Raw genomic sequence first — 24575 nt, forward strand, 5'->3', positions numbered from 1 at the left:
TGTTTCTATGTGTTATGCACTTTACAAGTGAATTACTTCGTCGTATGCATCTGCCACAGCTTCCATCACGGCTTCGCTCATGGTAGGGTGCGGGTGAATGGCTTTTAGTACTTCGTGCCCCGTGGTTTCCAATTTACGGGCCACTACGGCTTCGGCAATCATATCGGTAACTCCGGCACCGATCATGTGGCATCCTAACCACTCTCCATATTTGGCATCGAAGATTACTTTTACAAAACCGTCCTTCGTTCCAGCTGCACTGGCTTTACCGCTGGCGGAGAATGGGAATTTACCCACTTTAAGATCGTATCCTTGCTCTTTCGCTTGCTTTTCGGTCAAACCAACGCTCGCAATCTCTGGCGAGGTATAAGTACATCCAGGGATGTTTCCATAGTCGATGGCCTCTACATGCATTCCCGCGATTTTTTCAACACAGGTAATACCTTCGGCAGAAGCAACGTGCGCTAGGGCAGGGCCCGGGGTTACATCGCCAATGGCGTAATATCCAGGGATATTGGTCTGGTACCAGTCGTTCACCATAACCTTTCCTCTGTCTTGAACAATACCTACATCTTCCAATCCAATCCCTTCAATGTTTGTTTGAATTCCTACTGCAGATAGTACAACATCGGCTTCCAATACTTCTTCACCTTTCTTGGTCTTCACGGTAGCTTTCACGCCTTTACCAGAAGTGTCTACACTTAATACCTCAGAATTGGTCATCACCTTAATACCAGACTTCTTGAAGATACGCTCAAATTGCTTGGATACTTCCTCGTCCTCTAACGGTACTAGGTTGGGAAGGTATTCTACGATAGTTACTTCGGTTCCCATGGAGTTATAGAAATTGGAGAATTCTACTCCAATGGCTCCGCTACCTACAACGATCATACTTTTAGGTTGCTTGGCTAGGCTCATGGCTTCACGATAGCCAATTACTTTCTTTCCGTCCTGCGGAAGACTAGGTAATTGACGGGAACGAGCTCCTGTAGCAATGATAATATGGTCGGCGCTGTATTCTTTGCCATCTACATCGATCTTTTTGCCTGGCTTCAATTTTCCGAAACCTTCAATCACATCGATTTTGTTCTTTTTCATAAGGAACTGTACTCCTTTACTCATTCCTTCAGCAACACCACGGCTACGTTCCACCACTTTACCAAAGTCCTTGTCGTACTCCTTTACCGTAAGACCATAGTCTTCGGCATGCTTTAAATATTCGAAAACCTGAGCACTTTTCAATAATGCTTTGGTAGGGATACATCCCCAGTTAAGGCAAACGCCTCCTAGGCTTTCTTTTTCAACAATAGCGGTCTTAAAACCCAATTGAGAGGCGCGAATGGCGGCTACATATCCACCGGGGCCACTTCCTAAAACGATGATATCATATTTGCTCATAAGAGTACTTGTATTGACTTGTTTTTTGAAGTAGCGAATTTACGAAATAAATAGGCACCTGAAAAAGTTAGCACAAAAAAACGAGCACCGATAAAACCTAAGGGATTCAAAAGCTATCAGCACTCGTGATTTGGGAAATCTTCCTGTTTTACATTCCAATTAAAACATATCCCCTTCGGGTTTTTCGGTAATGATTTCCGTTCCATTTATAGTAGCGCTTTCCTTTCACTACCACTACGGTGTGATTTCTAGGAGCTTTGCTTACAACGACTACATTGCGTTGTGGAGTGGTATGTACGACCCGCGTAGCACAGGAAGTGGTTCCAAAGAGTACTATAGCGAGAAGAAACAGTAACTTTTTCATAAGAGTGTTTGTTTATGGTTACACTCCTATGACTAAGGAAGCTAGGAAAGGTTTAATTTATTCCTTGTTGAAGTCTACCGAGAGCGAATTAACGCAATAGCGTTGTCCGGTTTGGGTTGGGCCGTCGTTAAAGACATGGCCCAAATGACTGCCACAGGTGGCACAAAGGATTTCGGTGCGGATCATCCCATGGGAGGTATCCCGAATGTATTCTATGGAACCTTCTATGGATTCGTCGAAAGAAGGCCATCCGCATCCACTTTCGAATTTGCTATTACTTTCAAAAAGAGGCGTGTGGCAAGCACCACACGCGTAGGTTCCCTTTTCGAAATGTAAGTTATAGGTTCCGGTGAAAGGTCGCTCTGTTCCTTTTTGGCGCAGGATACGGTAACGATCCGGCCCCAATTCGGCGAGCCACTCTTCTTCGGATTTATGTATAGGATACTTACTCATATTATTCGTTTACTTCGCCCACAAAGACCAAGGCAGCTCCGTTGATACAGTGCCTTTTTCCAGTGGTTTCCCTAGGGCCGTCATTAAATACATGACCTAAGTGTCCGCCACAGGTGGCGCAGTGTTCTTCGGTACGGGCATAGCCCAGTTTGTAGTCTACGTCGTATTCTACATTGCCTTCTATGGCGCGATCAAAACTTGGCCAACCCGTCCCACTATCGAATTTGTGCTTGGTTTCGAATAGGGGAGTGTTACATGCAGCGCAATGAAAAACACCTTCGCCCTTAAAGTAATTAAAATTACTGGTAAAAGGACGTTCGGTTCCCGCTTCCCGAAGTATGTAGAATTGCATATCGGTAAGTTGGGCTTTCCATTCGGCTTCCGTTTTGGTAACGGGAAAGACTTTTTCTTTTTTCTCGGTTTGCGCTTTAGAGTTGCAGCTTAGCAGCAACATGCAGGCGACAAGAAGGCCAATTTGTTTCATGGTGTTTAATTTCCTATAAATTCAACATTGGCAGCGCGCTCTAACTGATCCATAGTAAGACCAGCATCTCCGAATTCCGAAGGAACTACTGCTATACGGAAGGTTTGGTCGTTGGTAAAACCATTTCCTAACGTTGTTAAATCTACATCGCCCTGAAGAAAGAGCAAAACATCCACGAATGTATGGTTAAAGGTGTACTGAAACGATCCACCAGTATCCAAGTAAATGGTCTGCGGTAGCGGCGTCCATACATCTAGGGTACCGCCATTTCCATCGGATACTACATCCTCTAGCCAGTATACCAATACGGCATCGCTTTCAAACACTTCCACACCAGCGGGATAGGAAACCAGTTGTCTGAAATCATTACCGGCCGTAAAATCAACGGTGGCTTCAAATACTTGACCTAGGATATTAATACCTGGATCTCCTGGAGGGCCTGGAGGGCCTGGGTCACCTTCACAGGCGGTAAAAACAAATGAGCTAACAATTGCGAGGAGGAAAACTATTTTTTTCATAAATGTGATTTTTTGAGATGGCAAATCAAGATCAAAATTCGTTCCAATTTAGAAAATGGCCTACTATTTGCAAAGATTTTTTTAGCCATAAAAGTAAAATTATATGGCTATATTTGAATGTAAAATCAACGTACTATGATTAACTTTAAACAGTTTGTTTCGCTATTGGCAGTGGGTATTTTTATGATCGCCTGTAGCACAAATCCTTTTACAGGAAAGAAAACATTGGCTTTGGTGCCGAATTCTCAGTTATTTCCTATGGCTTTTCAGCAATACGATCAGTTCTTGTCTGAAAACAACGTGGTAAAAGGTACCGCAGATGCACAGATGATTACCAATATTGGTCAGAAAATCTCCGTGGCTTCAGAACGATGGCTAACCGCAAATGGATATGCAGGATACCTTAAGGATTATCAATGGGAATACAATTTGGTAGATGACCCAACCGTGAATGCTTGGTGTATGCCTGGAGGTAAGATCGTTTTTTATACAGGAATACTTCCCATTGCAGATGGTGAAGCAGGTATAGCCGCTATTATGGGACATGAAGTGGCACATGCTTTGGCCAATCACGGGCAACAGCGTATGAGTGCTGGACAGCTTCAAGCCTTAGGTGCCGTAGCGGGAAATGTTGCTTTGAGTAAGGATCCCAAAAATCAACAGATATTTAATCAGGCATATGGAATTGGATCTACGGTTGGAGTAATGTTGCCTTTTAGCAGAAACCATGAGAGTGAGGCCGATAGAATTGGGTTGACTTTAATGGCTATTGCGGGATATGAGCCTCTGGAAGCTGCAGAGCTTTGGAAGCGCATGAAAGCTAATGCGGGAGGACAAGCACCACCAGAATTTTTAAGTACGCATCCTTCGAGTGATACGCGTATCAATAATATCACTGCATGGGCTCCAGAAGCCAAGGCGGAAGCTAGAAAATTTGGAGTGACTACATTCAAAAAATAAAATTAACCCTTCAACATAAAGCTGCTCCTCAGCAGCTTTTTTTATTTCATTATGGCTACACAACTCCCCAAAGGAAACAAGAAACTCTTAAACGCTTGGGCCTTTTACGATTGGGCAAACTCGGTGTACAGTTTGGTTATTGCCTCAGCCGTTTTTCCTCTTTTTTACGGTGCGCTATTCGATATTGCAGAGATTGAGGAAATTGAGCTCTTTACCCTGTCTATAGAGAGTAGTAACGTCATTTTCTTTACCACAGCTTTTGCGTTTCTTATTGTTTCCCTAATATCTCCTATACTATCGGGAGTTGCGGATTATACCGGTAATAAGAAAATATTTCTAAAGTTTTTCTGCTACCTCGGAGCTTTTAGTACCATAGCATTGTATTGGTTTAGTCTGGAAAATATCTATTTGGGATTGATGTTTTACACCTTGGCCTTGGTTGGTTTCTGGGCGAGCTTGGTGTTTTACAATTCCTACCTTCCAGATATAGCACATAAAGAACAACATGATAGTATTAGTGCCAAGGGGTATTCATTGGGATATATAGGGAGTGTACTGTTATTGGTATTATGTCTCGGTATGATTATGAGTCAGGAAACGGGCGAAGGTAAGGTGCAAATGATGCGCTGGTCTTTTGTGCTTACAGGTGTTTGGTGGATTTTATTTAGCCAGTATACCTATATGTATTTACCCAAAGGGAATACTGCTGGAGGATCTTTTTCTAGTAAGGTCCTGTTTAATGGATTTGAAGAGTTAAAGAAAATATGGCGAGAGTTGGGAGGACAATTGAAGCTGAAAAGATACCTCATCGCATTTTTCGTATATAGTATGGCCGTACAAACCGTTATGTTAGCCGCTGCTTATTTTGGCGAACGGGAATTGGAATGGGGGAGCGAGGATGAAAAAGTCACCGGACTCATTGTAAGCATTCTATTGATTCAGCTAATTGCTGTTGTAGGGGCCATATTAACATCTAGGTTATCGGCAAAAGTGGGGAACGTGAAGGCTTTGATTTACATTAATGTGTTTTGGATATTCTTATGTGTATATGCGTACTTCATATATACTCCCTTTCAATTCTATATTGCGGCCGCATTGGTTGGGTTAGTAATGGGAGGTGTACAGGCACTTTCCCGGTCTACCTATTCTAAGTTCCTTCCCAAGACAGAAGATACCGCATCCTATTTCAGTTTTTATGATGTAGCGGAAAAAATAGGGATCATTATCGGGATGTTTTTGTACGGATTGGTGGGAGAGTTGACCGGAAGCATGCGATATTCCATTCTTTTTCTCATTATTTTCTTTGTAACGGGTGTTATTTTGCTACGAAGAGTACCAAGAAATAAATCGGATTAGACAATTTTTCTTTATGTTTGCGTTAATTACCTATGCAAACTACTTACTTATGAAAAGGAAACATCTACTCAACTGGATGCTAGTTGCCCTATTAGCGTTCGGTTTTAACGCTTGTGACAGTGAACCCTTAGAAGGGCAATTTGTACAAGAAGAACAAGGAAACGGAGCCGAAGATGGGCAATTTGTTGCTTCCGTTGGAGGTGGTGATTTTATAGCTGAGATTGTAAACGCTACCTATTTTACGACTCCAAACATTATGGTTATTAACGGTGTAAAATCCAATGGTGAGGTAATTACCTTAAGCATAGGAACACCGGATGTAGGAACTTTTAGCTTAACAGCAACCAGTACTTCTCCCAATAGTGGAACGTATTTCCCTACCGAAGGAGCCTTCTATTATACAGATGGCTTAAATGGAGGAACAGGGCAACTGGACATTACTTCCTTAGATCAAGATGCACAAACAGTTTCGGGAACTTTTGCCTTTTTAGGGGTGCGCCAGCAGTTGGATGCCAATGGTGATCCTGTGTTGGATGGTTCCGGAAATCCTCTATACGAATCGAGAACCATTTCCGATGGAGCTTTCAATACCATTCCTTACGAAGTCAACACCACAGGTGACGGTGACGGCGATGGTGATGGTGACGGTGATGGCGACGGTGGAGATGATCCTACCGATCCAGCCGATAGCTTCTTTGCCAATGTAGACGGTGACGAATTCGTAGATATTGAATTAGTGGTGAATGAGACTACTGTTGGAGGAATCGATATGTTGAATGTCATTGCTACAAGAGCTAATAACGGAACTATTCGTATCGATATACCAAGGGATTTGGGTGTAGGGACTTACGAGTTCAATACCCCTATTTCTGATGGTACCGACCTTATTGCTATCTATACTGATGGCGATGGCGGTGAGAGTATGACCTCCTTTACAGGATCCATTACCATTACCGAGTTCAGTGCCATTACAGGTAAATTGGCGGCTACCTTTAATTTCCAAGGATCGGATCCTTTACAAGACCCAGCTCCTTTGATTGTAGATGTAACCAATGGAGAATTCAATGTTGATTTCGTTCCCGATAGTGGAGGGGTAGATACTGTTTTCATGGCAGACATTGACGATGTAGCCTATACGCCTACTTCTGTAGAAGTGACCGAAGAGCCCTTTGGTGATTCCGTTACTTTGATTACAATCACTACCATTAATGAAGACGAGAACAGAAGTCTTACCATATCGTTCCCGAATGACATTGCCGTAGGAACTTACGATATGTCACCTACTTTTGAAGTTGGGGATGAGAAAGTAGGGCGCTACAACCCAGATATTGGAAATACGGGATTGTTTAGTTCGAATCCAGGAACGCTGACGATTTCCTCTTATGAATTGAGCAGTGGTATTATTGAAGGAACCTTCAGCTTTACCGCTCAAGATGCAACGGGAATTGATCCTACCATTTATGAAATTACCAACGGAACCTTCGTAGTTACCGTTCAGTAGATAACTTAATTGCAAAGAGAAAGCCGCGATTCCCTTGAGAACCGCGGCTTTTTTATTTGATCGATGAATTGTTTATAGTTCGTACTTCGAGTGGTTTTTCGAAGAAAAATTGTATCGAGAAGTACTAATAAGATGAAATATCTCCAGATCCCGAAGTTTTGGTATCACTTCTATCAGGGTTTCCTTTATACACAATATCTCCAGAACCATGTACACGGGCTTTAATGCTGTTTTTAGCAACTACGTTGGCATCTCCAGAACCTGATACAGAAGCATCTGTATTCTTGGCATCAAGATCGAAACCATTAAAGTCGCCACTTCCGCTAATGCGAACTTCCAAATCGTCTGTACTACCACTTAATTCGATATCACCGGAGCCTGTTACGGAAGCTTCCAGCATTTTACTGCTTACGTCCAATACAACGTCCCCTGATCCTGTAACGTTTACTTCGAAGCTATCTGAATCGATGCGGTCTTTGGTGTCAATATCTCCTGAACCGGTAAGACTTACTTTTGAAATGTCCTGAAATGGCACATATACGTGGATTCCTTTTCTGGTTCTAATGTTTGTATTCTTTTTGGTGCGTATTACCAAGGCATTGTTCTTCACTTCAACAATGATATATTCCTGAATGTTCTCGTCGGTCTTCACCGTAATGGTTCCTTCAGATCCTTTTTCTAAATGAATATCCATAGATCCTACACCTTTTACGGCATCGTAATTACCGGTGTTTATAGTTTTTGTGGTAACGTTACCGTTTCCTACTACTTTCTTTCCCCATTGGGCGTTAGCTTCCTGCACACCTGCAATAAGGAGTGCTGCAACGAAACTGAGTTTTACTAGTCTTTTCATTTTTCTTATTGTTAGTTTTTGGTGAGTGATACCCCGCCATAGTCGGAGTTGATGTTAATAGTATTTCCAGAGTTCTGGCTACCGTGATAGCCACTGTATGATTTACTGCTGTGATCCTTGGCAGACTTCATTACTTCCAAGTCTTCCTTGCCAGATAGGCTGGCGTAAGAGAGATCGATAAAGAAATCGAAGTTGTAACCACTATCGAATCCTAGTTTGATTCCTGCATAATCGGATTGTATGGTGATATCGCCAGCGGAAGCTGTGATATTTTTAACCGTTACAGAACCGTAGTCGGAGTTTACGTTCATGTCACCGCGAAGCTCTTCAACCTTCAATGGGATATAGTCTCCACGTCCTGTGATATTGTCTACACCACCTACACTAATTTTTCCGTAGTCATTACTGTAGTCTATGCTTCTCGCATTCAGGATTTCGGATTTGGTATAATCTGCGTTAAGTTCCAATTCCTCTACTTTTTCCAATGTAAATCCAGAGTAGTCTGCATTTATCTTTCCGCTCTTCATATACTCTATGGAAGAATTGTTGGTGTAATCGAAGCTAAGGTAGTTATTGTCTGCCATGAGTTGTCCGATATTCACCTGACCGTAGTCACAGCTTATTTTGCAGTTTCCTTGTAATTTGTTGATGCTTATGGCACCGTAGTCATTGCTTAGGTCTACATAATTGGTGGCTGGAACTTTTATGGTGTAATTAATCTCCATGCGAACATTGTTGTTCTTTTTCCAGAAGCTCCAAGAATTGTTTTTGCGGCCTTTAAAAATGGTTTTTGCTGTTACCAAGGACGCACTACCACTAAAGTCCACATCTATTCTTTCCAGTTTATCCTGAACTTTTTCCTCGTTGTTTCCATTGGTGGTAATAACCACTTCAATCACCGTTCTGTTTTCGCTCCAGCTTACGATATCAATGTTTCCGTAGCTGTTATCCACTCGAAGTCCTGCATCGGCGTTAACGGTATATTCTTTATTTAGGGTTTTGGTTTTGGTGTATTTCCCTTTAAATCCCGGATCATTATTTGCCACCGAGATCGTGGGGAGCAAGAAAGCAATTAATAATAATTTAAATAGTGATTTCATTTCGATTTGCTTTAAGTGTTTCAATTTCCTCTATGGTTTCAATAACCTGTTGTAATAGTTCGATTCGGTTTTGGAAGTTCGCGATCATAGCGGCGATCACTCGCTTGTCGTTTCCACTTTCTACCAAATCTATTTTTAAGGAATCGTATTCTGTCTCAAGAACCTCCATGCGGGCCAAGGCGTCGTCTACGAGTTTTTTGGTATCCTCACTTTCAAAGCTTTTGAGTGTTTCCAATTCCTCATTGATTACAGAAACAAAGAACGATTGTGTTTCTTCCATTTCGGGAGAGACGCTTGCCAATCCTTCTACTTGGGGGTCTTCCGGTTGGTCCTTTTGGAAGAAAAGCCCTGCAGAGATAAGCAATAGGATAGAAGCTGCTATGGATAATGGTTTCCATAGGGATCTTCTTTTTCCTTTGGTGCTCAAAGGAACGATGGTGTCCTGATCCTCACCTTCAAGTCTTTGTAAGAAGCGCTTCTGGTGTCCCTCAGGGGTTTCCTGAAGGTCAAAGGTTCCTTCCAAACGTTCGAAGAGTAAGTCTAAATCGTCTTTTTGTTTCATGCTACAACTAATTTTTTTCGTAAACTTTCTTTGGCTCTGGAAATAAGGGTTCTACAATTGGCATAACTAATCTGCAAGATTTCACAGATTTCCTCATAATCATATCCTTCAATAAAATGAAGGGAGAGGATGTTCTTGTAATTTTCATGCAAACCGTCCATACACTTCATGACCTCTTGCGATCGTAGCGCGGTGTAATCTTCATTAACACCATCCAGATGCATTTCGGATTCCTCCTTAATGTTTTCTTCTGGGACTTCTACAAATCGCTGGGATTTACGGTACTGTACGATACTGTTGTTAATAACAATTCGCTTTAACCACGAGCCGAAAGAGGCAGTTCCTTTAAAGGTATCCAGTTTACTGAATGCCGTAATGAAGGATTCCTGCATTACATCTTCGGCTTCTGCCGTATTCTTTACAATACGTAATGCCGTATTGTACATGGCCTTTTGATAACGGTTGTACACTTCCAATTGTGCCATCCTATTTCCATCTTGACAAAGAACGAGTAACGATTCTATATTTTTTTTGGTTAGCGTCAAAAAGTGTATGGTTTATTGGATAGATATGCCTTTTTTTGAATTGTTACACTTAGGTTTCATTTTTTTGAATAAAATTGAATTTCCTTTATCCCGTCAAGCACTATACATGGCACAACAATTGCCCATATAGGATAGAAAACCTTTGAAATCGTATGGTTTTTAAGGGTTTGTTTTAAAAATACTAATTCAAGTTAAGAAACAAAGCATTCTAGATCATATATTGCATGACAGAATGTCTTAAGATATCATATGGCAAAATCAAAATTAACAACCCTAGACAGTTTGTCATTTCAGGAATTGAACGAAGATGCAGAGTTGATTCCTTTAATGACTCCGGAAGATGAGGATGCAATGGCTAGGGAAGAGCTCCCCGAAACCTTGCCCATTCTGCCCCTTAAGAACACCGTGTTGTTCCCTGGTGTGGTGATCCCTATTACCGCCGGAAGGGATAAGTCCATTAAACTTATTAATGACACCAACAGAAAAGGGAAGGTAATTGGAGTCGTGTCCCAAAAAGAAGAAGAAAAAGAAAATCCAGGCATTGAGGATATCAATCATATTGGTACTGTAGCCCGCATCTTGCGGGTGTTGAAAATGCCCGATGGAAATACCACTGTAATCATTCAAGGAAAAAAACGATTCGAGGTATCGCAAATGGTTACCGAAGATCCTTTCCTTACCGCCACTATTACTGAAGTATCGGAAGCACGCCCTGCACCAGATAACAAAGAGTTTAGTGTCATTATCGATTCCATCAAGGAATTGGCGTTGCAGATTATTAACGAAAGCCCAACGATTCCTTCGGATGCGGCCTTTGCTATTAAAAACATTGAAAGTAATTCGTTCCTAATCAACTTTGTGTCTTCCAACCTTAATATTACAGTAGAGGAGAAGCAGAAGCTTTTGGAGATCAATGATCTGAAAGACCGTGCTTTGGAGACACTTCGTTATATGAATTTGGAGCTACAGAAACTTTCGCTGAAAATGGATATCCAGTCCAAAGTGGAGACCGATATCAATAAACAGCAGCGTGAGTATTTCTTACAGCAACAGATGAAGACCATTCAAGAGGAATTGGGCGGTACTTCTCATGAAGCTGAGATTGAGGAAATGCGTGCCAGGGCAAAGACCAAGAAATGGAGCAAGGAGGTAGCAGAGCACTTCAATAAGGAGATTTCTAAAATGCAGCGCATGAATCCGCAGGTGGCAGAATTCAGCATCCAAAGGAACTATTTGGATTTGCTTTTGGAGTTACCTTGGAATGAGTATAGCGACGATCAATTCGATTTAAAACGCGCTCGCAAGATATTAGATAGGGACCACTACGGATTGGAAGATGTAAAGAAGCGAATCATAGAGTATTTGGCAGTATTGAAGCTAAGGAATGATATGAAATCGCCCATCTTGTGTCTTTTTGGCCCTCCTGGAGTAGGTAAGACCTCGTTGGGGAAATCGGTAGCCGAAGCCTTGGGCAGAAAATATGTTCGCATGTCCCTAGGTGGGTTACGCGACGAAGCAGAAATTCGTGGACACCGCAAAACCTATATAGGAGCAATGCCTGGACGTATTGTTCAGAGTATTAAAAAGGCCGGGACGAGTAATCCAGTATTCGTGTTGGATGAGATCGACAAGCTTTCGGTAGGGAGCCAAGGAGATCCTTCTTCGGCCATGCTAGAAGTATTGGATCCTGAGCAGAATAATGATTTTTACGACAACTTTTTGGAATTGGGGTATGACCTTTCCAAAGTCATGTTCATTGCTACTTCCAATAGCTTGAGCACCATTCAGCCTGCTTTGAGAGACCGTATGGAGATTATCAATGTTTCAGGATATACGATTGAAGAAAAGGTTGAAATCGCCAAGCAGCATTTACTTCCGAAGCAATTGAAAGAACACGGTCTTACCGATAAGGACTTGAAAATTGGAAAGCGTCAGCTTGAAAAAATTGTAGAAGGTTATACACGTGAAAGTGGTGTAAGAACCCTAGAGAAGCAAATTGCAAAGATGGTACGCTATGCGGCCATGAAGATTGCAATGGAAGAGGAATACGAAAAGACGATCACTAACGAAGTGATTGTAGAAGTGTTGGGTGCTCCCAAAATGGAACGAGATAAGTATGAAAACAATGATGTGGCTGGTGTAGTTACCGGATTGGCTTGGACCCGTGTAGGAGGCGATATTCTCTTTATAGAATCTGCTTTGTCCAAAGGAAAAGGGCAGTTAACCATGACCGGAAACCTCGGGAAAGTAATGAAAGAGAGTGCTACCATTGCGCTGGAATACATTAAATCGAATGCCAAAAAACTAGGGATCGACCCGGAAGTATTCGATAAATACAATGTACACATTCACGTACCCGAAGGAGCCACCCCTAAAGATGGACCTAGTGCTGGAATTACAATGCTGACCTCTTTGGTATCGCTCTTTACCCAGCGAAAGGTAAAGAAGAGCTTGGCAATGACAGGAGAAATTACGCTACGTGGAAAAGTACTACCTGTAGGTGGGATAAAAGAGAAGATATTGGCGGCGAAACGCGCCAGAATTAAGGACATTTTACTTTGTGAAGACAACAGAAGGGATGTGGAAGAGATTAAGCCAGAATACCTCAAAGGGCTTACCTTTCACTATGTTAAGGAAATGAGCGATGTGCTGGATTTGGCCATTACGAATCAAAAAGTGAAAAACGCCAAGAAATTATAGTCGCATTAACACGACAGAACCGAGGCCTGATGTCTGGAATTTATCCCAAAACATTAGGCCTTAATCATTTTATAGCTGATAAAAATAAATTATCATTGTACTCGTTTAGAAATCAAGGAAGCGTTTTTCAGATTAATGAATAAAAACCTGATTCTCTTATTTGCCCTTTGTCTTGCCACCTCTACGTATGCTCAAGTAGGAGGGCGCTCTACGTATCAGTTTTTAAATCTTCTCAATTCTCCCCGACAAGCCGCTTTGGGAGGTAAAACGGTGACCAATTACGATTACGACCCTACCCAAGGGCTATTTAATCCAGCGAGTATTAACCCTGAGATGGACAATCAGCTGTCCCTTAATTACAACAATTATATTGGAGATGTAAATTATGGCTCAGCAGCCTATGCCTATCTCTGGGACCGTCGTACACAGGTACTGCATGCTGGTATTACTTACGTGAATTACGGACAATTCGATGGATACGATGAACAAGGGAATGCCACCAGTAGTTTTAGTGGTGGGGAAGTGGCCGTATCTTTTGGTCATGCTCGAAATGTAGCCTTTACCAACTTTCATATTGGTGCCAATGTGAAGTTTATCTCTTCGAAATTAGAGCAGTATACTTCCTTTGGAGTAGCAGCAGATATTGCCGTAATGTATGTCTATGAAGATTGGGATCTGCATTTTGCCTTGGTAGCCCGAAACGTGGGAACACAGTTAACTCCATACGATGTAACGATCGAAAAATTACCTTTTGAATTGGTTTTTGGAGCTTCGCAAACCTTGGAGAACATTCCTATTCGTTGGCATTTTACGTTGGAAAACATGCAGCGTTGGAATGTCGCCTTTGCCAATCCGAACCGAGAGCAAGGGGATTTGGAAGGGAATATTACCGAAGAGAAGATCAATTTTATCGATAATGCCTTTCGCCATATGATTTTTGGGATCGAATTGTTCCCGGAAAGTGGGTTCAATATACGTCTGGGATATAATGTTCGTAGAAGTGAAGAACTTCGTATCTTGGAACAGCGTTCCTTTGCTGGTTTAAGTGCTGGTTTTGGAATAAAACTGAATAAGTTACGGCTTAGTTATGCCTATTCTAAGTACAGTAGTGCAGCTGCGTCTAGCTTCTTTGGACTCAATATCGACCTTCAATAATGCGAAACATTACCATTGCCATCGATGGCCATTCTTCTACCGGAAAAAGTACTGTAGCCAAGCAACTCGCCGATTATATTGGGTATATCTATGTGGATACGGGAGCCATGTATCGAGCAGTGACCCTGTTCGCATTGCAGCACGATTGCATAGCTGAAGAGCAGGTGAATGAAGCCAAGTTGGTGGCTCTATTGCCCGAAATCACCCTTCATTTTGAAAAGAACGAGGATGGCAAAGCAGAAGTTTTTCTAAATGGCAAGAATGTAGAAAAACAGATTCGCACCTTGGAAGTATCCGAATACGTAAGTCCTGTAGCCACTATTTCTGAAGTTCGTCGTAAACTCGTGGAGCAGCAGCGTGCCATGCGGGACGGCCAAGGCATCGTAATGGATGGCCGCGATATAGGGACTGTCGTATTCCCGAATGCAGAATTCAAGGTGTTTATGACTGCTTCTGCCGAAGTTCGTGCACAACGACGCTATGAGGAATTAATGGGTAGGGGACATACCGATATCACTTTTGAAGAGGTATTGGAAAACGTGACCGAACGTGACCATATCGATTCCACCCGCGAAGATTCTCCCCTGGTAAAAGCCGGGGATGCTATTGTAATCGACAATAGTGAAATGAATTTGGAGGATCAATTTCATATTCTATTGCAATTGGCCAAGGATCGTATTGCGGGAAGGATTTAACCCTTTTTCTTTTTCTTCAAGGATTCTTCTGTAATTCCTGCTTCTTCCATCAATTTTAGTCCGTAGTTACGAATTACCGTAATCACCTCAATGGATTCCATTCCTTTTTCGGTAATGCTATATTCTGTCTTGGGAGGAACTACAGCGTATACTTTTCTATGAATAAGGCCGTATTTCTCTAATTCCCGGAGTTGGGTAGTGAGCATTTTGTCGGAAATATGAGGAATGTTTCTTCTCAGTTCACTGTAGCGGAGAATCTTGTCTTTCAATCGCCAAAGGATTGGGATTTTCCAGGTTCCGCCAATGCGGTCCATGGCAAATTCTACAGGATTGTAATAGTTCTTTCCGTCGTAAATAAAATCAGGCATAGCGCTAAAGTACTGTAAACACTAATACTTTCCAAAAAGTTAGTACCGCACAAAAAGGGATATAAGGAAATTTTAACAGGTGTATTTCGGAACTTTGAAATGTTCAATTTTTAAACTCTAATACAATGAAAAAGAAAGTATTGATTGTCGTAGCCAATCCGTCTATACATCCCACACTAAACTATCCCGTAGGTTTTTGGGCTTCCGAATTGTTTCATCCCATTACTGTATTTCAGAAAGAGGGGATCTCCTATGATATTGTAAGCCCTGAGGGAGGCAAAGTCATACTAGATCCGATGAGTGATCCCAATGACGAGAGTGGTTATTCGGCCTGGGACCAGGTGAGCAAACAGTTTATAGATGAAGGTTTCATGACTACACTCGAAAGTACTACGTCCATTTCGGACATTAATGAAGCGGACTACGATGCCATTATGGTGGCAGGTGGGCAATCGCCCATGTTTACTTTTGAAGATGCAACGCAACTGCATAAAACTTTCGAGACTTTTTATAACCAAGGAAAAGTGGCTTCAGCCCTTTGTCATGGGGTAAGTGTACTTAATTATGTGAAGGACAGTGAGGGGAATGATCTAGCGACAGGAAAAACCGTGACGGGATTCACCAATGAAGAGGAAGATGCTGCCAATGCGGCTGTGGGTACTGAGGTAATGCCTTGGCGCATTGAGGATGCCTTGTTGGCGAAAAATGCTAATTTTAAGAAAGCGGAAGCTTGGCATCCCTTTGCTGTGGCAGATGGAAACTTGGTTACGGGCCAGCAGAATATGAGTGGAGAGGTAACCGCTCAAAAAATCGTTGAACTTTTAAATGCTTAGTGTATGAATATTGCTGTGATAGGAACTGGTAATGTGGGAGGTGCCTTGGCCAAGCGACTGGTGCAAGGAAATAAGATTATTCTTGGGGTTCGTGACTTAGCTACCTTCAAAGGAAAAGAACTTACGGAACATGAAAATATCGCTGCGACATCTATAAAGGATGCTGTTAAAGCCTCCGAGGTTGTGATTCTTGCTACACCAGCCACGGCTGCTATAGAAGTTGCAAAATCATTGGGCGATACTACCGGGAAAGTAATCATTGATACGATGAACGTGGTTATGGGCAGGGGACCGGAGGGCTATACCAATACGGCAGATGCGATTTTGGCAAATACAGCGACCAATGAGGTGGTGAAGTGTTTTAATACCACGGGCTTTAATAATATGGAATTGCCTGTTTATAATGGGGTGTTGATCGATAACTTCATGGCTGGAGATAGTACCAAGGCAAAGGAAATCGCTAAAAAGCTATCCGATGCCGTTGGGTTTGCCCATTGTTATGATGTAGGCGGCAATGACAAGTTCTTTTTAATGGAACAGTTTGCCAATTTCTGGATCAATTTGGCGATGTTCCAAGGGCAGGGGAGAGAGATTGCGTTTAAACTATTGAAACGATAAAGAAAAAGCCGCCCTTTCGGACGGCTCTTCTGGCTAACTCTAAATAAACACTGTGAAAACTATATGATAAAAGGGTTGTTTATTTCGTGCCACTCCTCTGTTCGGTACCCACAGTCATTCGTCTTAAATAAGAAGAGGTCCCTGCGCTGTGCCTGTCGTTTCATTACTCTGTGAATGTTCTGTGTAAGGTTCATGTTGTTCGTTTTTTAGGCCCTCCGATGCACCTAGTGCGAAGGAGGGGTGATTGATTAATTTCTACGTTTATATTATCTATAACGTCTTTTGCTGTTCCACACAAAACCTAGTGATTCTTTAGGTTTCTCTGTCAATGTGTTGCTGTCTAATGTTCTCATGATCTGTTCGTTAAGTGATTGATGAATGACTTTTTGTTTTGATTGATTTACTAGATAGACGACAGGAAAAATAAAATGTTACAGTACTATGCATTACAAAGTACCTTTTTAACAAAGTTTAACAGTTTTGGTGAAATGTTGAGCCGTTTAGGTGTTGAATTGTTGTGTTGTTTCGGGGAGTAACGCCTAGTAATCCGAAGGGTAGCTTTCAAACCGTAGGATTATATCGAGGTGTCATTAGAGTTTATTCGTTGAGTCGTTGAGTTGTTGAATCGTGTAGTTGCTTTGGTTGTAGAGTGCAATAGGGAATTGGTTGTGTTGAATTGCTTTTAGTCCAAATCAAAGTACGCCGTCACTGCAAACTGCTACTGTAAACTGCTACTGTAAACTGCATACTGTAACTGCTACTGAATACTGTAACTGCGAACTGCTACTGCAAACTGAAACTGTAAACTGAAACTGCAAACCGAAAAATGTAAAATTCAAAAAATCAAACCCAGAACCCGCAAACCCGCAACAAAAACCATTATTGCTTTGAAAATCAAAATAGAAACACTAATTTTGCAGCCCTTTTTGACGATATAATAGGAGAGCGGAAAGGAAACATATAAAAAACAAGAAACCCTTCTGTGGGATCATCGTAATCACTTTCCTTATTAACACAGAATACAAAAAACCTTTTTGGTTGCATCTTATTAACTAATAATCAACCAAAAAGCATTCAGAAGCATTATGGCTGAAGAAACAAAAAAAGCAGAAGCTGCTGTAGAAGAAAAAGCAGTAGTGGAGCAACCCACCCAGGAAGTATCTTTAAAAGAAAGCAATCCTGAAAAATTCCTAGAAGAGTTTAACTGGCACAACTACGAAGAAGGGATCGACCCTGTAGCTGGCGAGCAATTGGAAGAGTTCGAAAAATTGGTAGCCGAGAATTTCGTAGACACTTTAGATGACGAAGTGGTAGAAGGAGAGGTAATCCACATTACCGATCGCGATGCTATTATCGACATCAACGCCAAGAGTGAAGGGGTAATCTCCTTGAACGAATTCCGTTACAACCCAGACCTTAAAGTAGGGGACAAGGTAGAAGTATTGATCGACGTTCGTGAGGACGCTACCGGTCAATTGATCCTTTCTCACCGTAAGGCACGTACCATCAAAGCTTGGGACCGCGTAAATGCAGCTCACGACGAAGGTACTGTGGTAAATGGATTTGTAAAGTGTCGTACCAAAGGAGGTATGATTGTAGACGTATTCGGAATCGAAGCGTTCTTGCCAGGATCTCAAATTGATGTGAAGCCTATCCGTGATTACGATATATATGTAGGTAAAACAATGGAATTCAAAGTGGTGAAGATTAACCACGAATTCAAGAATGTTGTAGTATCTCACAAAGCGTTGATCGAAGCAGATATCGAAGAGCAGAAGAAAGAGATTATCGGACAATTGGAAAAAGGTCAAGTATTGGAAGGTGTCGTGAAGAACATTACTTCTTACGGTGTATTCGTAGACCTTGGAGGTGTAGACGGATTGATCCACATTACAGACCTTTCTTGGTCTCGTATCAACCACCCGAATGAAATCGTTGAGTTGGATCAGAAGTTGAACGTTGTAATCCTTGATTTCGATGAGGACAAGACAAGAATCCAATTAGGTCTTAAGCAATTGAACCCTCACCCATGGGAAGCTCTTGGAGATGAACTTAAAGTAGGTGACAAAGTAAAAGGTAAAGTTGTTGTAATTGCTGATTATGGTGCCTTTATCGAAGTAGCAGAAGGAGTAGAAGGACTAATCCACGTAAGTGAAATGTCTTGGTCTACACACCTTAGAAGTGCTCAAGACTTTGTAAACGTTGGTGACGAGGTAGAAGCTCAAATCCTTACTTTAGATCGTGAAGAGCGTAAGATGAGCCTTGGTATCAAACAATTGACGCCAGACCCATGGACCGATATCACTAAGAAATACCCTGTAGGTTCTAAGCACGAAGGTATCGTTCGTAACTTCACCAACTTCGGTGTATTCGTAGAGTTGGAAGAAGGAATCGACGGTCTTATCTATATCAGCGATCTTTCTTGGACTAAGAAAGTGAAGCACCCAAGTGAGTTCACTAACATTAGCGATACGCTAGAGGTGATCGTATTGGAGTTGGATGTAGAAGGACGTAAACTAAGCCTTGGTCACAAACAAACTACCGAGAACCCTTGGGATAAGTACTCTGAAGAGTTCGCAGTAGGATCTAAGCACACAACTACTATCGATGAGATCGTAGACAAAGGTGCAGTGATCAACTTCAACGAGGACATTAGTGCATTTGTACCTAAGCGTCACTTGGAGAAAGAAGACGGAAGCGACCTTAAGAAAGGTGAAGAGGCAGAATTCCAGATCATTGAATTCAACAAAGAATTCAAGAAAGTGGTAGCGTCTCACATGACCATTCACAAGGAAGAAGAAGCGAAGATTGTGAAGCAAGCTGCCAAGCGTGCGAAACAACAAGCGGACGAAGCAAAACCAACTCTTGGTGATGCCAACGCTAAGCTTCAAGAATTGAAAGACAAAATGGACGGGAAGAAATAAGTAAGCCCTACATTTTAAAATACAGTAGCCCTTCCATTATGGAGGGGCTTCTTTTTTCTCATTATTTACTAATAGTAAGTACCTTTTCTTAGGGATTGTTGCTACTTTCATCCTTGTTATGAAAAAGGAAACCTTATTTACATGGACGGTACTGCTACTCATTACCGTTGCGATTTCTTGCAAAAGCAAGGATGCCGCGCAGGACAGCGAGAAGAATACGGTCATTGTGCAATTGCACGATAGCGAGTCGGTAGTGCAATTGGAAGAAAGCCATACCGAATATAGCCTTAAGAAGGAAAAGGTATTGAGTAGACCCATGCACATTTTCCTTTTCAGATTCAATTCAGAAAAAATCCAAAATACTGAGCTTGTCGAATTGTTGAAAAAATCCGATTTGGTAAAAGAAGCACAGCTAAATAGAAATGTAACCCTAAGAAACTAATGCTATGAAAAAGTTTTTATTCCTTATCCTGTTTTGTGCCGCTTTCAGCTTGCACGCACAAGAACCCAACTACCTACGCCATGAAGTATTGGTGAAGTTAAGCAAAGATGTAACGGCAGACATGCTCTCCAGCGAAATGTCTTCGATGCAAATTACGAATGCTACATTAGTATCACGACCCATGAACATTTGGCGACTGCAATTGAATCCTTCCTCTATGGATGAAGGGGAAGCTGTAAGAACCTTATACAGTAATTCGAACGTATTGATTGCCCAGAAAAATCATATTGTGAGAAGCCGTGCCACTCCTGATGACCCTCTTTTTGGAAATCAATGGCAATATTTTCAAGATGATGATAAGGACATTGATGCCGATGAAGCTTGGGACATAACCACAGGAGGAACGACCATGAATGGAAATGTAATTGTTGCAGCCGTATTGGACGATGGAATCGATTTAAACCACGAGGACTTCGAAGATAACCTTTGGACCAACGAAGCCGAAATTCCAGACAATGATATAGACGATGACAATAACAACTACGTAGATGACTACCAAGGTTGGAGTATCGTTACCAATGATGACAATATAGCTGGTGGAGGTCATGGAACACCCGTAGCAGGTATCGTAGGTGCCAAAGGAAATAATGGGATCGGCGTGACAGGTGTAAACTGGGATGTAAAGGTCATGGTGATAAAGAACGACTTCAATACCAACGAAGCGGCAGTTATTGAAGCTTATAGCTATGCATTGGAAGCCAGAATGCTATACAACTCCACTTCTGGAGCCGAAGGGGCTTTTGTGGTATCTACTAATGCTTCTTGGGGAGTGGATTTTGGAAATCCGGATGATGCCCCATTGTGGTGTGCGCTGTATGATACCCTTGGGGAAAATGGAATTTTAAGCTGCGGGGCTACTATTAATGACAATCAGAATGTCGATATCATTGGAGATTTGCCAACCGCCTGTCCTAGTGAATACCTTATTAGTGTGACCAATACTGATATTACAGATAACAAGGTGCTTTTTGCCGGTTACGGCGCTGAAACCATCGATCTTGGTGCTCCTGGTGCAGGAGCGTACAATACAGCCCTAGGGAATACCTATGGTGGTTTTGGGGGTACTTCCGGAGCTACGCCGCACGTAACAGGAACCATTGCCTTGTTGTATTCGGCGCCTTGTCAGAATTTTGCCAACCTTGTAGATGCCGATCCCGCCGCCGCTGCGAGGTTTGTACGCGATTTTATTCTTCAGGGAGTAGATCCCAACGAATCCTTGGAAGGTATTACCACTACCGGCGGAAGATTGAACGTAAACAATGCCGTCCAGTTGTTAATGGATAACTGCGATGCCTTGGCAGTAAATGATTTTGAAGCAGATGCTAGTCTTATAAAACTATATCCCAATCCATCGCACGGATTGGTCTCTATTTCCCATCCTAGAAATGCGGCTATAACTAAGGTGAAGCTTCATAGTATGGATGGTAAGTTAATTACCGAATATCAAGACTTACCGAATGAAACCCTAGATGTCACCTCGCTTTCTGCAGGGATGTATATCTTGAATATCGTGTTTGAAGGTGAGTCCACGGTATACAATAAAGTGCTCATCAAAGAGTAAGTAGAAAGGCCTAATTCTACTTATGCGTTGTAGGGGTTGCCGAAACTTTCGGTAGCCTCTTTTTTTTGAAAAAATATAGATTTAATGAGGCTTTTATAGCACTCGATTCATCACTTTATTGGAAGGCCGAATTGCCATTTTTCGCATATTCTATTAAAAAATTACCAATTTTAATAATTGATACCCTAAATTTGCATTCTGAATCATTATTCAGACACCTTCTATGAGCCAAAAAGTGTTACTCAACGCAACCGAAGTAAACATCGCACTTCACCGCTTGGCTTGTCAATTAATAGAAAATCACGATACGTTCGAAAATACCGTTCTTGTGGGCATTCAGCCACGCGGAATATTCTTGGCAGAGCGCCTAAAAAGTCTCTTGGAGACCGAATACAAGATCAAGAATATTCAAATGGGGTATTTGGATATCACTTTCTACAGGGATGATTTCAGAAGGGGAGAAAAGACTTTAGAAGCCAATACGACGAAGATCGATTTCATTGTAGAGGATAAAAAGGTGGTGTTTGTAGATGATGTATTGTACACGGGAAGGAGCATTAGAGCTGCACTAACGGCCATTCAATCCTTTGGTAGACCCTTAGAGATTGAATTGCTTACGCTCATCGATAGAAGGTTTAGCAGGCATTTGCCCATACAGCCCGATTACAGAGGGCGACAGGTAGATGCTATTAACGAAGAAAAAGTAAAGGTATGCTGGGTAGAGAACGAAGGGGAAGACGCCGTATACCTTATAAATAAATAGCATTGCGAATGAAGGAACTAAGTGTAAATCACTTACTGGGCATTAAATACATCACCGAAGATGACATTCAGCTCATTTTCGAAACGGCAGATCATTTCAAAGAAGTAATCAACCGTCCCATCAAAAAAGTACCTTCCCTTCGAGACATTACCATTGCCAATCTGTTTTTCGAAAACAGTACCCGTACGCGACTATCCTTCGAATTGGCAGAAAAAAGACTTTCGGCAGATGTAGTCAACTTTTCCGCCGCCTCTTCTTCCGTAAAGAAAGGAGAGACCCTCATCGATACGGTAAATAATATCCTTTCTATGAAGGTAGATATGGTAGTGATGCGCCATCCCAATCCTGGAGCAGGGGTATTTCTATCAAAACATATAGACGCGAGCATTGTAAATGCGGGAGATGGAGCCCATGAGCATCCCACACAAGCCTTATTGGATTGTTATTCCATTCGTGAACGATTGGGCGATGTAGCAGGAAAGAAAGTGGTGATCGTGGGAGATATTCTACACTCGAGAGTGGCATTGAGTAATATTTTTGCCCTTCAGAAACTAGGGGCAGAGGTGAAGGTTTGTGGCCCTAAAACGCTGATTCCAAAATATATAGATAAATTGGGAGTGGGAGTAGAGACCAATCTTCGCAAGGCGTTGAATTGGTGTGATGTAGCGAATATGCTTCGGGTTCAGAATGAGCGTATGGACATTAGCTATTTCCCAAGTACCCGGGAATACACACAGCAGTTCGGATTGAACATGGAAATCTTGGAATCTTTGGACAAAGAGATCGTGGTAATGCACCCTGGACCTATTAATAGAGGGGTAGAAATCACTACCGAAGTGGCGGATAGTGGCCAGGCGATTATTCTAGACCAAGTCCAGAATGGAGTAGCGGTACGAATGTCGGTATTATATTTGCTGGCTTCCAAAATAAAACGTGATGAAGACTGAAAAGACTGAGAAATATACCCTCTTGGCAGATGATAGAAATGATTTTGATGGGTTTGTGAAGCATTTGGAAAGTGTAGTACCTAAAAAATTTGCAGAAGATCATTTGGTGATCGACCTTTCCTCGAATGAAACTTTAGAACTATCCCAACTGTTGGCGTTTATTAAGCTTTCCACCTACCATAGATCTACCAAGCATTCTTTCGTTATTGTGAATCAAGGAGTGGATATTGATGAAATTCCCGATGAATTGGTTGTAGTTCCTACCCTTCAGGAAGCCGCCGATATCATTGAAATGGAAGAAATAGAGCGAGATCTAGGCTTTTAGCAATTGATGATTTACGATTGACAATTGTTGATTTATGATTCTCTATCGACTATAAACTAATGGTTTTACTCGCGAAATTCACACTTAAAATTTAAAACTCAACACTTAAAATTTAAAACCTAACACCTAAAATTTAACACTTAACACTAGTAATTAATGAAGTTAACAATCCTTGGCTGCCATTCTGCAACACCCCGATGGGATGCAAACGCTACTGCACAAGTATTGGAAATGCGAGGACATTTATTCCTGATAGATTGTGGCGAGGGAACCCAAGTTCAGCTGAGGAGGTTTAAGGTTAAGTTTGCTCGGATCAAACACATTTTCATATCCCATCTGCATGGAGATCATTTTTTCGGATTGGTAGGACTTATCTCGACATTTCGTCTGTTGGGACGTGAAGCCGAATTGCACGTATATGGCCCTAAAGGCATTAAAGAGGCAGTAACGCTTCAATTAAAATTGGGAAAGAGCTGGACGAACTTCCCATTGTTGTTTCATGAACTGGAAAGTGATGCTCCTGAGCTCATTTTTGAAGATGAAAAACTTTCGGTTACTACCATTCCATTAAAACATAGGGTATATGCCAATGGTTTTCTGTTTCAGGAAAAGCCTGCAGAACGAGGGCTGAACGTAGAAAAAGCAAAGGAACTGAAGGTAGAGATGAGCTATTTCCGAAAAATAAAACAGGGAGCCGATGGTATTACCGAAGACGGTACCATCATTCCTAATGCTGAAATTACGTACGATCCGCCACCTACAAAAGCCTACGCCTATTGTAGCGACACTTCTTATTTTCCAAGTATTGCTCCACAAATAAAAGGCGTTACGGCCCTATACCATGAATCTACCTTCTTGGATAAGGAACAGCATTTAGCCGAAAAGACCGAGCACAGTACGGCTAAGGAAGCCGCCACCATCGCTAAAAGTGCTGAGGTTGGCACCTTGATTTTGGGCCACTATAGCGGACGTTATGGAGAATTAGAACCTTTCCGGACCGAGGCTCAGGAAATCTTCGAATCGGTGGAATTGGCCGAAGATGGAAAGGTGTTTGAGTTTTAGATTTTCGGAAATTCCTATACATTTGGAA

The 24575-nt window shown here is 41.9% G+C and carries 26 protein-coding genes; 15 read left to right on the top strand and 11 right to left on the bottom strand.

What is annotated here, in order from left to right:
* Positions 1-21: 21 nt before the first annotated feature.
* The 5 genes from lpdA to POV27_RS08310 form a co-directional block, all read right to left on the bottom strand.
* Positions 22-1398: a dihydrolipoyl dehydrogenase gene (lpdA, locus tag POV27_RS08290; RefSeq protein WP_272862285.1), complete on the bottom strand. Its 1377-nt coding sequence runs from the start codon at positions 1396-1398 to the stop codon at positions 22-24.
* A gap of 148 nt (positions 1399-1546) precedes the next feature.
* Positions 1547-1762 (bottom strand): hypothetical protein, encoded by a 216-nt coding sequence (locus POV27_RS08295; protein ID WP_272862286.1) that lies wholly within the window; start codon positions 1760-1762, stop codon positions 1547-1549.
* A gap of 57 nt (positions 1763-1819) precedes the next feature.
* Positions 1820-2215 carry a peptide-methionine (R)-S-oxide reductase MsrB gene (gene msrB, locus POV27_RS08300; protein ID WP_272862287.1) on the bottom strand — a complete coding sequence of 132 codons (396 nt, stop codon included), beginning with the start codon at positions 2213-2215 and terminating at the stop codon, positions 1820-1822.
* Position 2216: 1 nt separating this feature from the next.
* A complete protein-coding gene (msrB, locus tag POV27_RS08305) occupies positions 2217-2699 on the bottom strand; it encodes a peptide-methionine (R)-S-oxide reductase MsrB (protein WP_272862288.1) in 483 nt (160 codons plus the stop codon).
* 5 nt (positions 2700-2704) lie between these two features.
* Positions 2705-3217 (bottom strand): hypothetical protein, encoded by a 513-nt coding sequence (locus tag POV27_RS08310; protein WP_272862289.1) that lies wholly within the window; start codon positions 3215-3217, stop codon positions 2705-2707.
* 135 nt (positions 3218-3352) lie between these two features.
* Here POV27_RS08310 and POV27_RS08315 point away from each other — a divergent pair, with 135 nt between their 5' ends.
* Genes POV27_RS08315 through POV27_RS08325 form a run of 3 tightly spaced genes read left to right on the top strand, consistent with a single transcriptional unit; the run spans position 3353 to position 7034 of the window.
* Positions 3353-4177, top strand: coding sequence for a M48 family metallopeptidase (locus POV27_RS08315; RefSeq protein WP_272862290.1), 825 nt, complete (start codon positions 3353-3355; stop codon positions 4175-4177).
* A 51-nt stretch (positions 4178-4228) separates the two neighbouring features.
* Positions 4229-5533 carry an MFS transporter gene (locus POV27_RS08320; RefSeq protein ID WP_272862291.1) on the top strand — a complete coding sequence of 435 codons (1305 nt, stop codon included), beginning with the start codon at positions 4229-4231 and terminating at the stop codon, positions 5531-5533.
* A 49-nt stretch (positions 5534-5582) separates the two neighbouring features.
* Positions 5583-7034: a DUF6252 domain-containing protein gene (locus POV27_RS08325; RefSeq protein ID WP_272862292.1), complete on the top strand. Its 1452-nt coding sequence runs from the start codon at positions 5583-5585 to the stop codon at positions 7032-7034.
* Positions 7035-7158: 124 nt separating this feature from the next.
* Here POV27_RS08325 and POV27_RS08330 read toward each other — a convergent pair whose 3' ends face one another.
* Genes POV27_RS08330 through POV27_RS08345 form a run of 4 tightly spaced genes read right to left on the bottom strand, consistent with a single transcriptional unit; the run spans position 7159 to position 10094 of the window.
* The gene (locus tag POV27_RS08330; protein ID WP_272862293.1) at positions 7159-7887 is read right to left on the bottom strand and encodes a head GIN domain-containing protein; all 729 of its coding nucleotides are present in this window, start codon (positions 7885-7887) and stop codon (positions 7159-7161) included.
* Positions 7888-7898: 11 nt separating this feature from the next.
* Entirely contained in the window at positions 7899-8987 is a 1089-nt protein-coding gene (locus POV27_RS08335) for a DUF4097 family beta strand repeat-containing protein (protein ID WP_272862294.1), read from the bottom strand.
* Positions 8971-9549: a hypothetical protein gene (locus POV27_RS08340; RefSeq protein WP_272862295.1), complete on the bottom strand. Its 579-nt coding sequence runs from the start codon at positions 9547-9549 to the stop codon at positions 8971-8973. The genes POV27_RS08335 and POV27_RS08340 overlap by 17 nt, the downstream gene beginning before the upstream one ends.
* The gene (locus POV27_RS08345; RefSeq protein WP_272862296.1) at positions 9546-10094 is read right to left on the bottom strand and encodes an RNA polymerase sigma factor; all 549 of its coding nucleotides are present in this window, start codon (positions 10092-10094) and stop codon (positions 9546-9548) included. The genes POV27_RS08340 and POV27_RS08345 overlap by 4 nt, the downstream gene beginning before the upstream one ends.
* 249 nt (positions 10095-10343) lie before the next feature.
* On the opposite strand from POV27_RS08345, the gene lon reads away from it, so the two are divergent.
* From lon to cmk, 3 genes are all read left to right on the top strand, one after another.
* Positions 10344-12794, top strand: a complete 2451-nt coding sequence (lon, locus tag POV27_RS08350) for an endopeptidase La (RefSeq protein ID WP_272862297.1) — start codon at positions 10344-10346, stop codon at positions 12792-12794.
* 135 nt (positions 12795-12929) lie between these two features.
* Positions 12930-13949, top strand: a complete 1020-nt coding sequence (gene porQ / locus POV27_RS08355) for a type IX secretion system protein PorQ (RefSeq protein ID WP_272862298.1) — start codon at positions 12930-12932, stop codon at positions 13947-13949.
* Entirely contained in the window at positions 13949-14644 is a 696-nt protein-coding gene (gene cmk, locus POV27_RS08360) for a (d)CMP kinase (RefSeq protein WP_272862299.1), read from the top strand. Before porQ ends, cmk begins: the two co-directional genes overlap by 1 nt.
* On the opposite strand, the gene POV27_RS08365 is transcribed toward cmk, so the two are convergent.
* A complete protein-coding gene (locus tag POV27_RS08365; RefSeq protein ID WP_272862300.1) occupies positions 14641-15012 on the bottom strand; it encodes a winged helix-turn-helix transcriptional regulator in 372 nt (123 codons plus the stop codon). The genes cmk and POV27_RS08365 overlap by 4 nt on opposite strands.
* Before the next feature lie 125 nt (positions 15013-15137).
* On the opposite strand from POV27_RS08365, the gene POV27_RS08370 reads away from it, so the two are divergent.
* Together POV27_RS08370 and POV27_RS08375 are read left to right on the top strand one after the other, a co-directional pair.
* Positions 15138-15845 carry a type 1 glutamine amidotransferase domain-containing protein gene (locus POV27_RS08370; RefSeq protein WP_272862301.1) on the top strand — a complete coding sequence of 236 codons (708 nt, stop codon included), beginning with the start codon at positions 15138-15140 and terminating at the stop codon, positions 15843-15845.
* A gap of 3 nt (positions 15846-15848) precedes the next feature.
* Positions 15849-16463 (top strand): NADPH-dependent F420 reductase, encoded by a 615-nt coding sequence (locus POV27_RS08375; protein ID WP_272862302.1) that lies wholly within the window; start codon positions 15849-15851, stop codon positions 16461-16463.
* A 59-nt stretch (positions 16464-16522) separates the two neighbouring features.
* On the opposite strand, the gene POV27_RS08380 is transcribed toward POV27_RS08375, so the two are convergent.
* Positions 16523-16657: a hypothetical protein gene (locus POV27_RS08380; protein ID WP_272862303.1), complete on the bottom strand. Its 135-nt coding sequence runs from the start codon at positions 16655-16657 to the stop codon at positions 16523-16525.
* An 891-nt stretch (positions 16658-17548) separates the two neighbouring features.
* Between POV27_RS08380 and rpsA the strand changes: the two genes are divergently transcribed.
* The 7 genes from rpsA to POV27_RS08415 all read left to right on the top strand — a co-directional run bounded on the left by rpsA (position 17549) and on the right by POV27_RS08415 (position 24547).
* Positions 17549-19387, top strand: a complete 1839-nt coding sequence (gene rpsA, locus POV27_RS08385) for a 30S ribosomal protein S1 (RefSeq protein ID WP_272862304.1) — start codon at positions 17549-17551, stop codon at positions 19385-19387.
* Between the two features lie 118 nt (positions 19388-19505).
* Entirely contained in the window at positions 19506-19829 is a 324-nt protein-coding gene (locus POV27_RS08390; RefSeq protein ID WP_272862305.1) for a hypothetical protein, read from the top strand.
* 4 nt (positions 19830-19833) lie between these two features.
* The gene (locus POV27_RS08395) at positions 19834-21450 is read left to right on the top strand and encodes a S8 family peptidase (protein WP_272862306.1); all 1617 of its coding nucleotides are present in this window, start codon (positions 19834-19836) and stop codon (positions 21448-21450) included.
* Positions 21451-21673: 223 nt separating this feature from the next.
* Positions 21674-22213, top strand: coding sequence for a bifunctional pyr operon transcriptional regulator/uracil phosphoribosyltransferase PyrR (gene pyrR, locus POV27_RS08400; RefSeq protein WP_272862307.1), 540 nt, complete (start codon positions 21674-21676; stop codon positions 22211-22213).
* Positions 22214-22221: 8 nt separating this feature from the next.
* Positions 22222-23160: an aspartate carbamoyltransferase catalytic subunit gene (locus tag POV27_RS08405; RefSeq protein WP_272862308.1), complete on the top strand. Its 939-nt coding sequence runs from the start codon at positions 22222-22224 to the stop codon at positions 23158-23160.
* Complete coding sequence (locus POV27_RS08410; protein WP_272862309.1) at positions 23150-23485, top strand: ribonuclease Z; 336 nt, start codon at positions 23150-23152, stop codon at positions 23483-23485. Before POV27_RS08405 ends, POV27_RS08410 begins: the two co-directional genes overlap by 11 nt.
* Before the next feature lie 156 nt (positions 23486-23641).
* Positions 23642-24547 carry a ribonuclease Z gene (locus POV27_RS08415; RefSeq protein WP_272862310.1) on the top strand — a complete coding sequence of 302 codons (906 nt, stop codon included), beginning with the start codon at positions 23642-23644 and terminating at the stop codon, positions 24545-24547.
* Positions 24548-24575: the final 28 nt, after the last annotated feature.

The sequence above is a fragment of the Aureisphaera galaxeae genome (assembly GCF_028561275.1).
GTDB lineage: Bacteria > Bacteroidota > Bacteroidia > Flavobacteriales > Flavobacteriaceae > Aureisphaera > Aureisphaera galaxeae.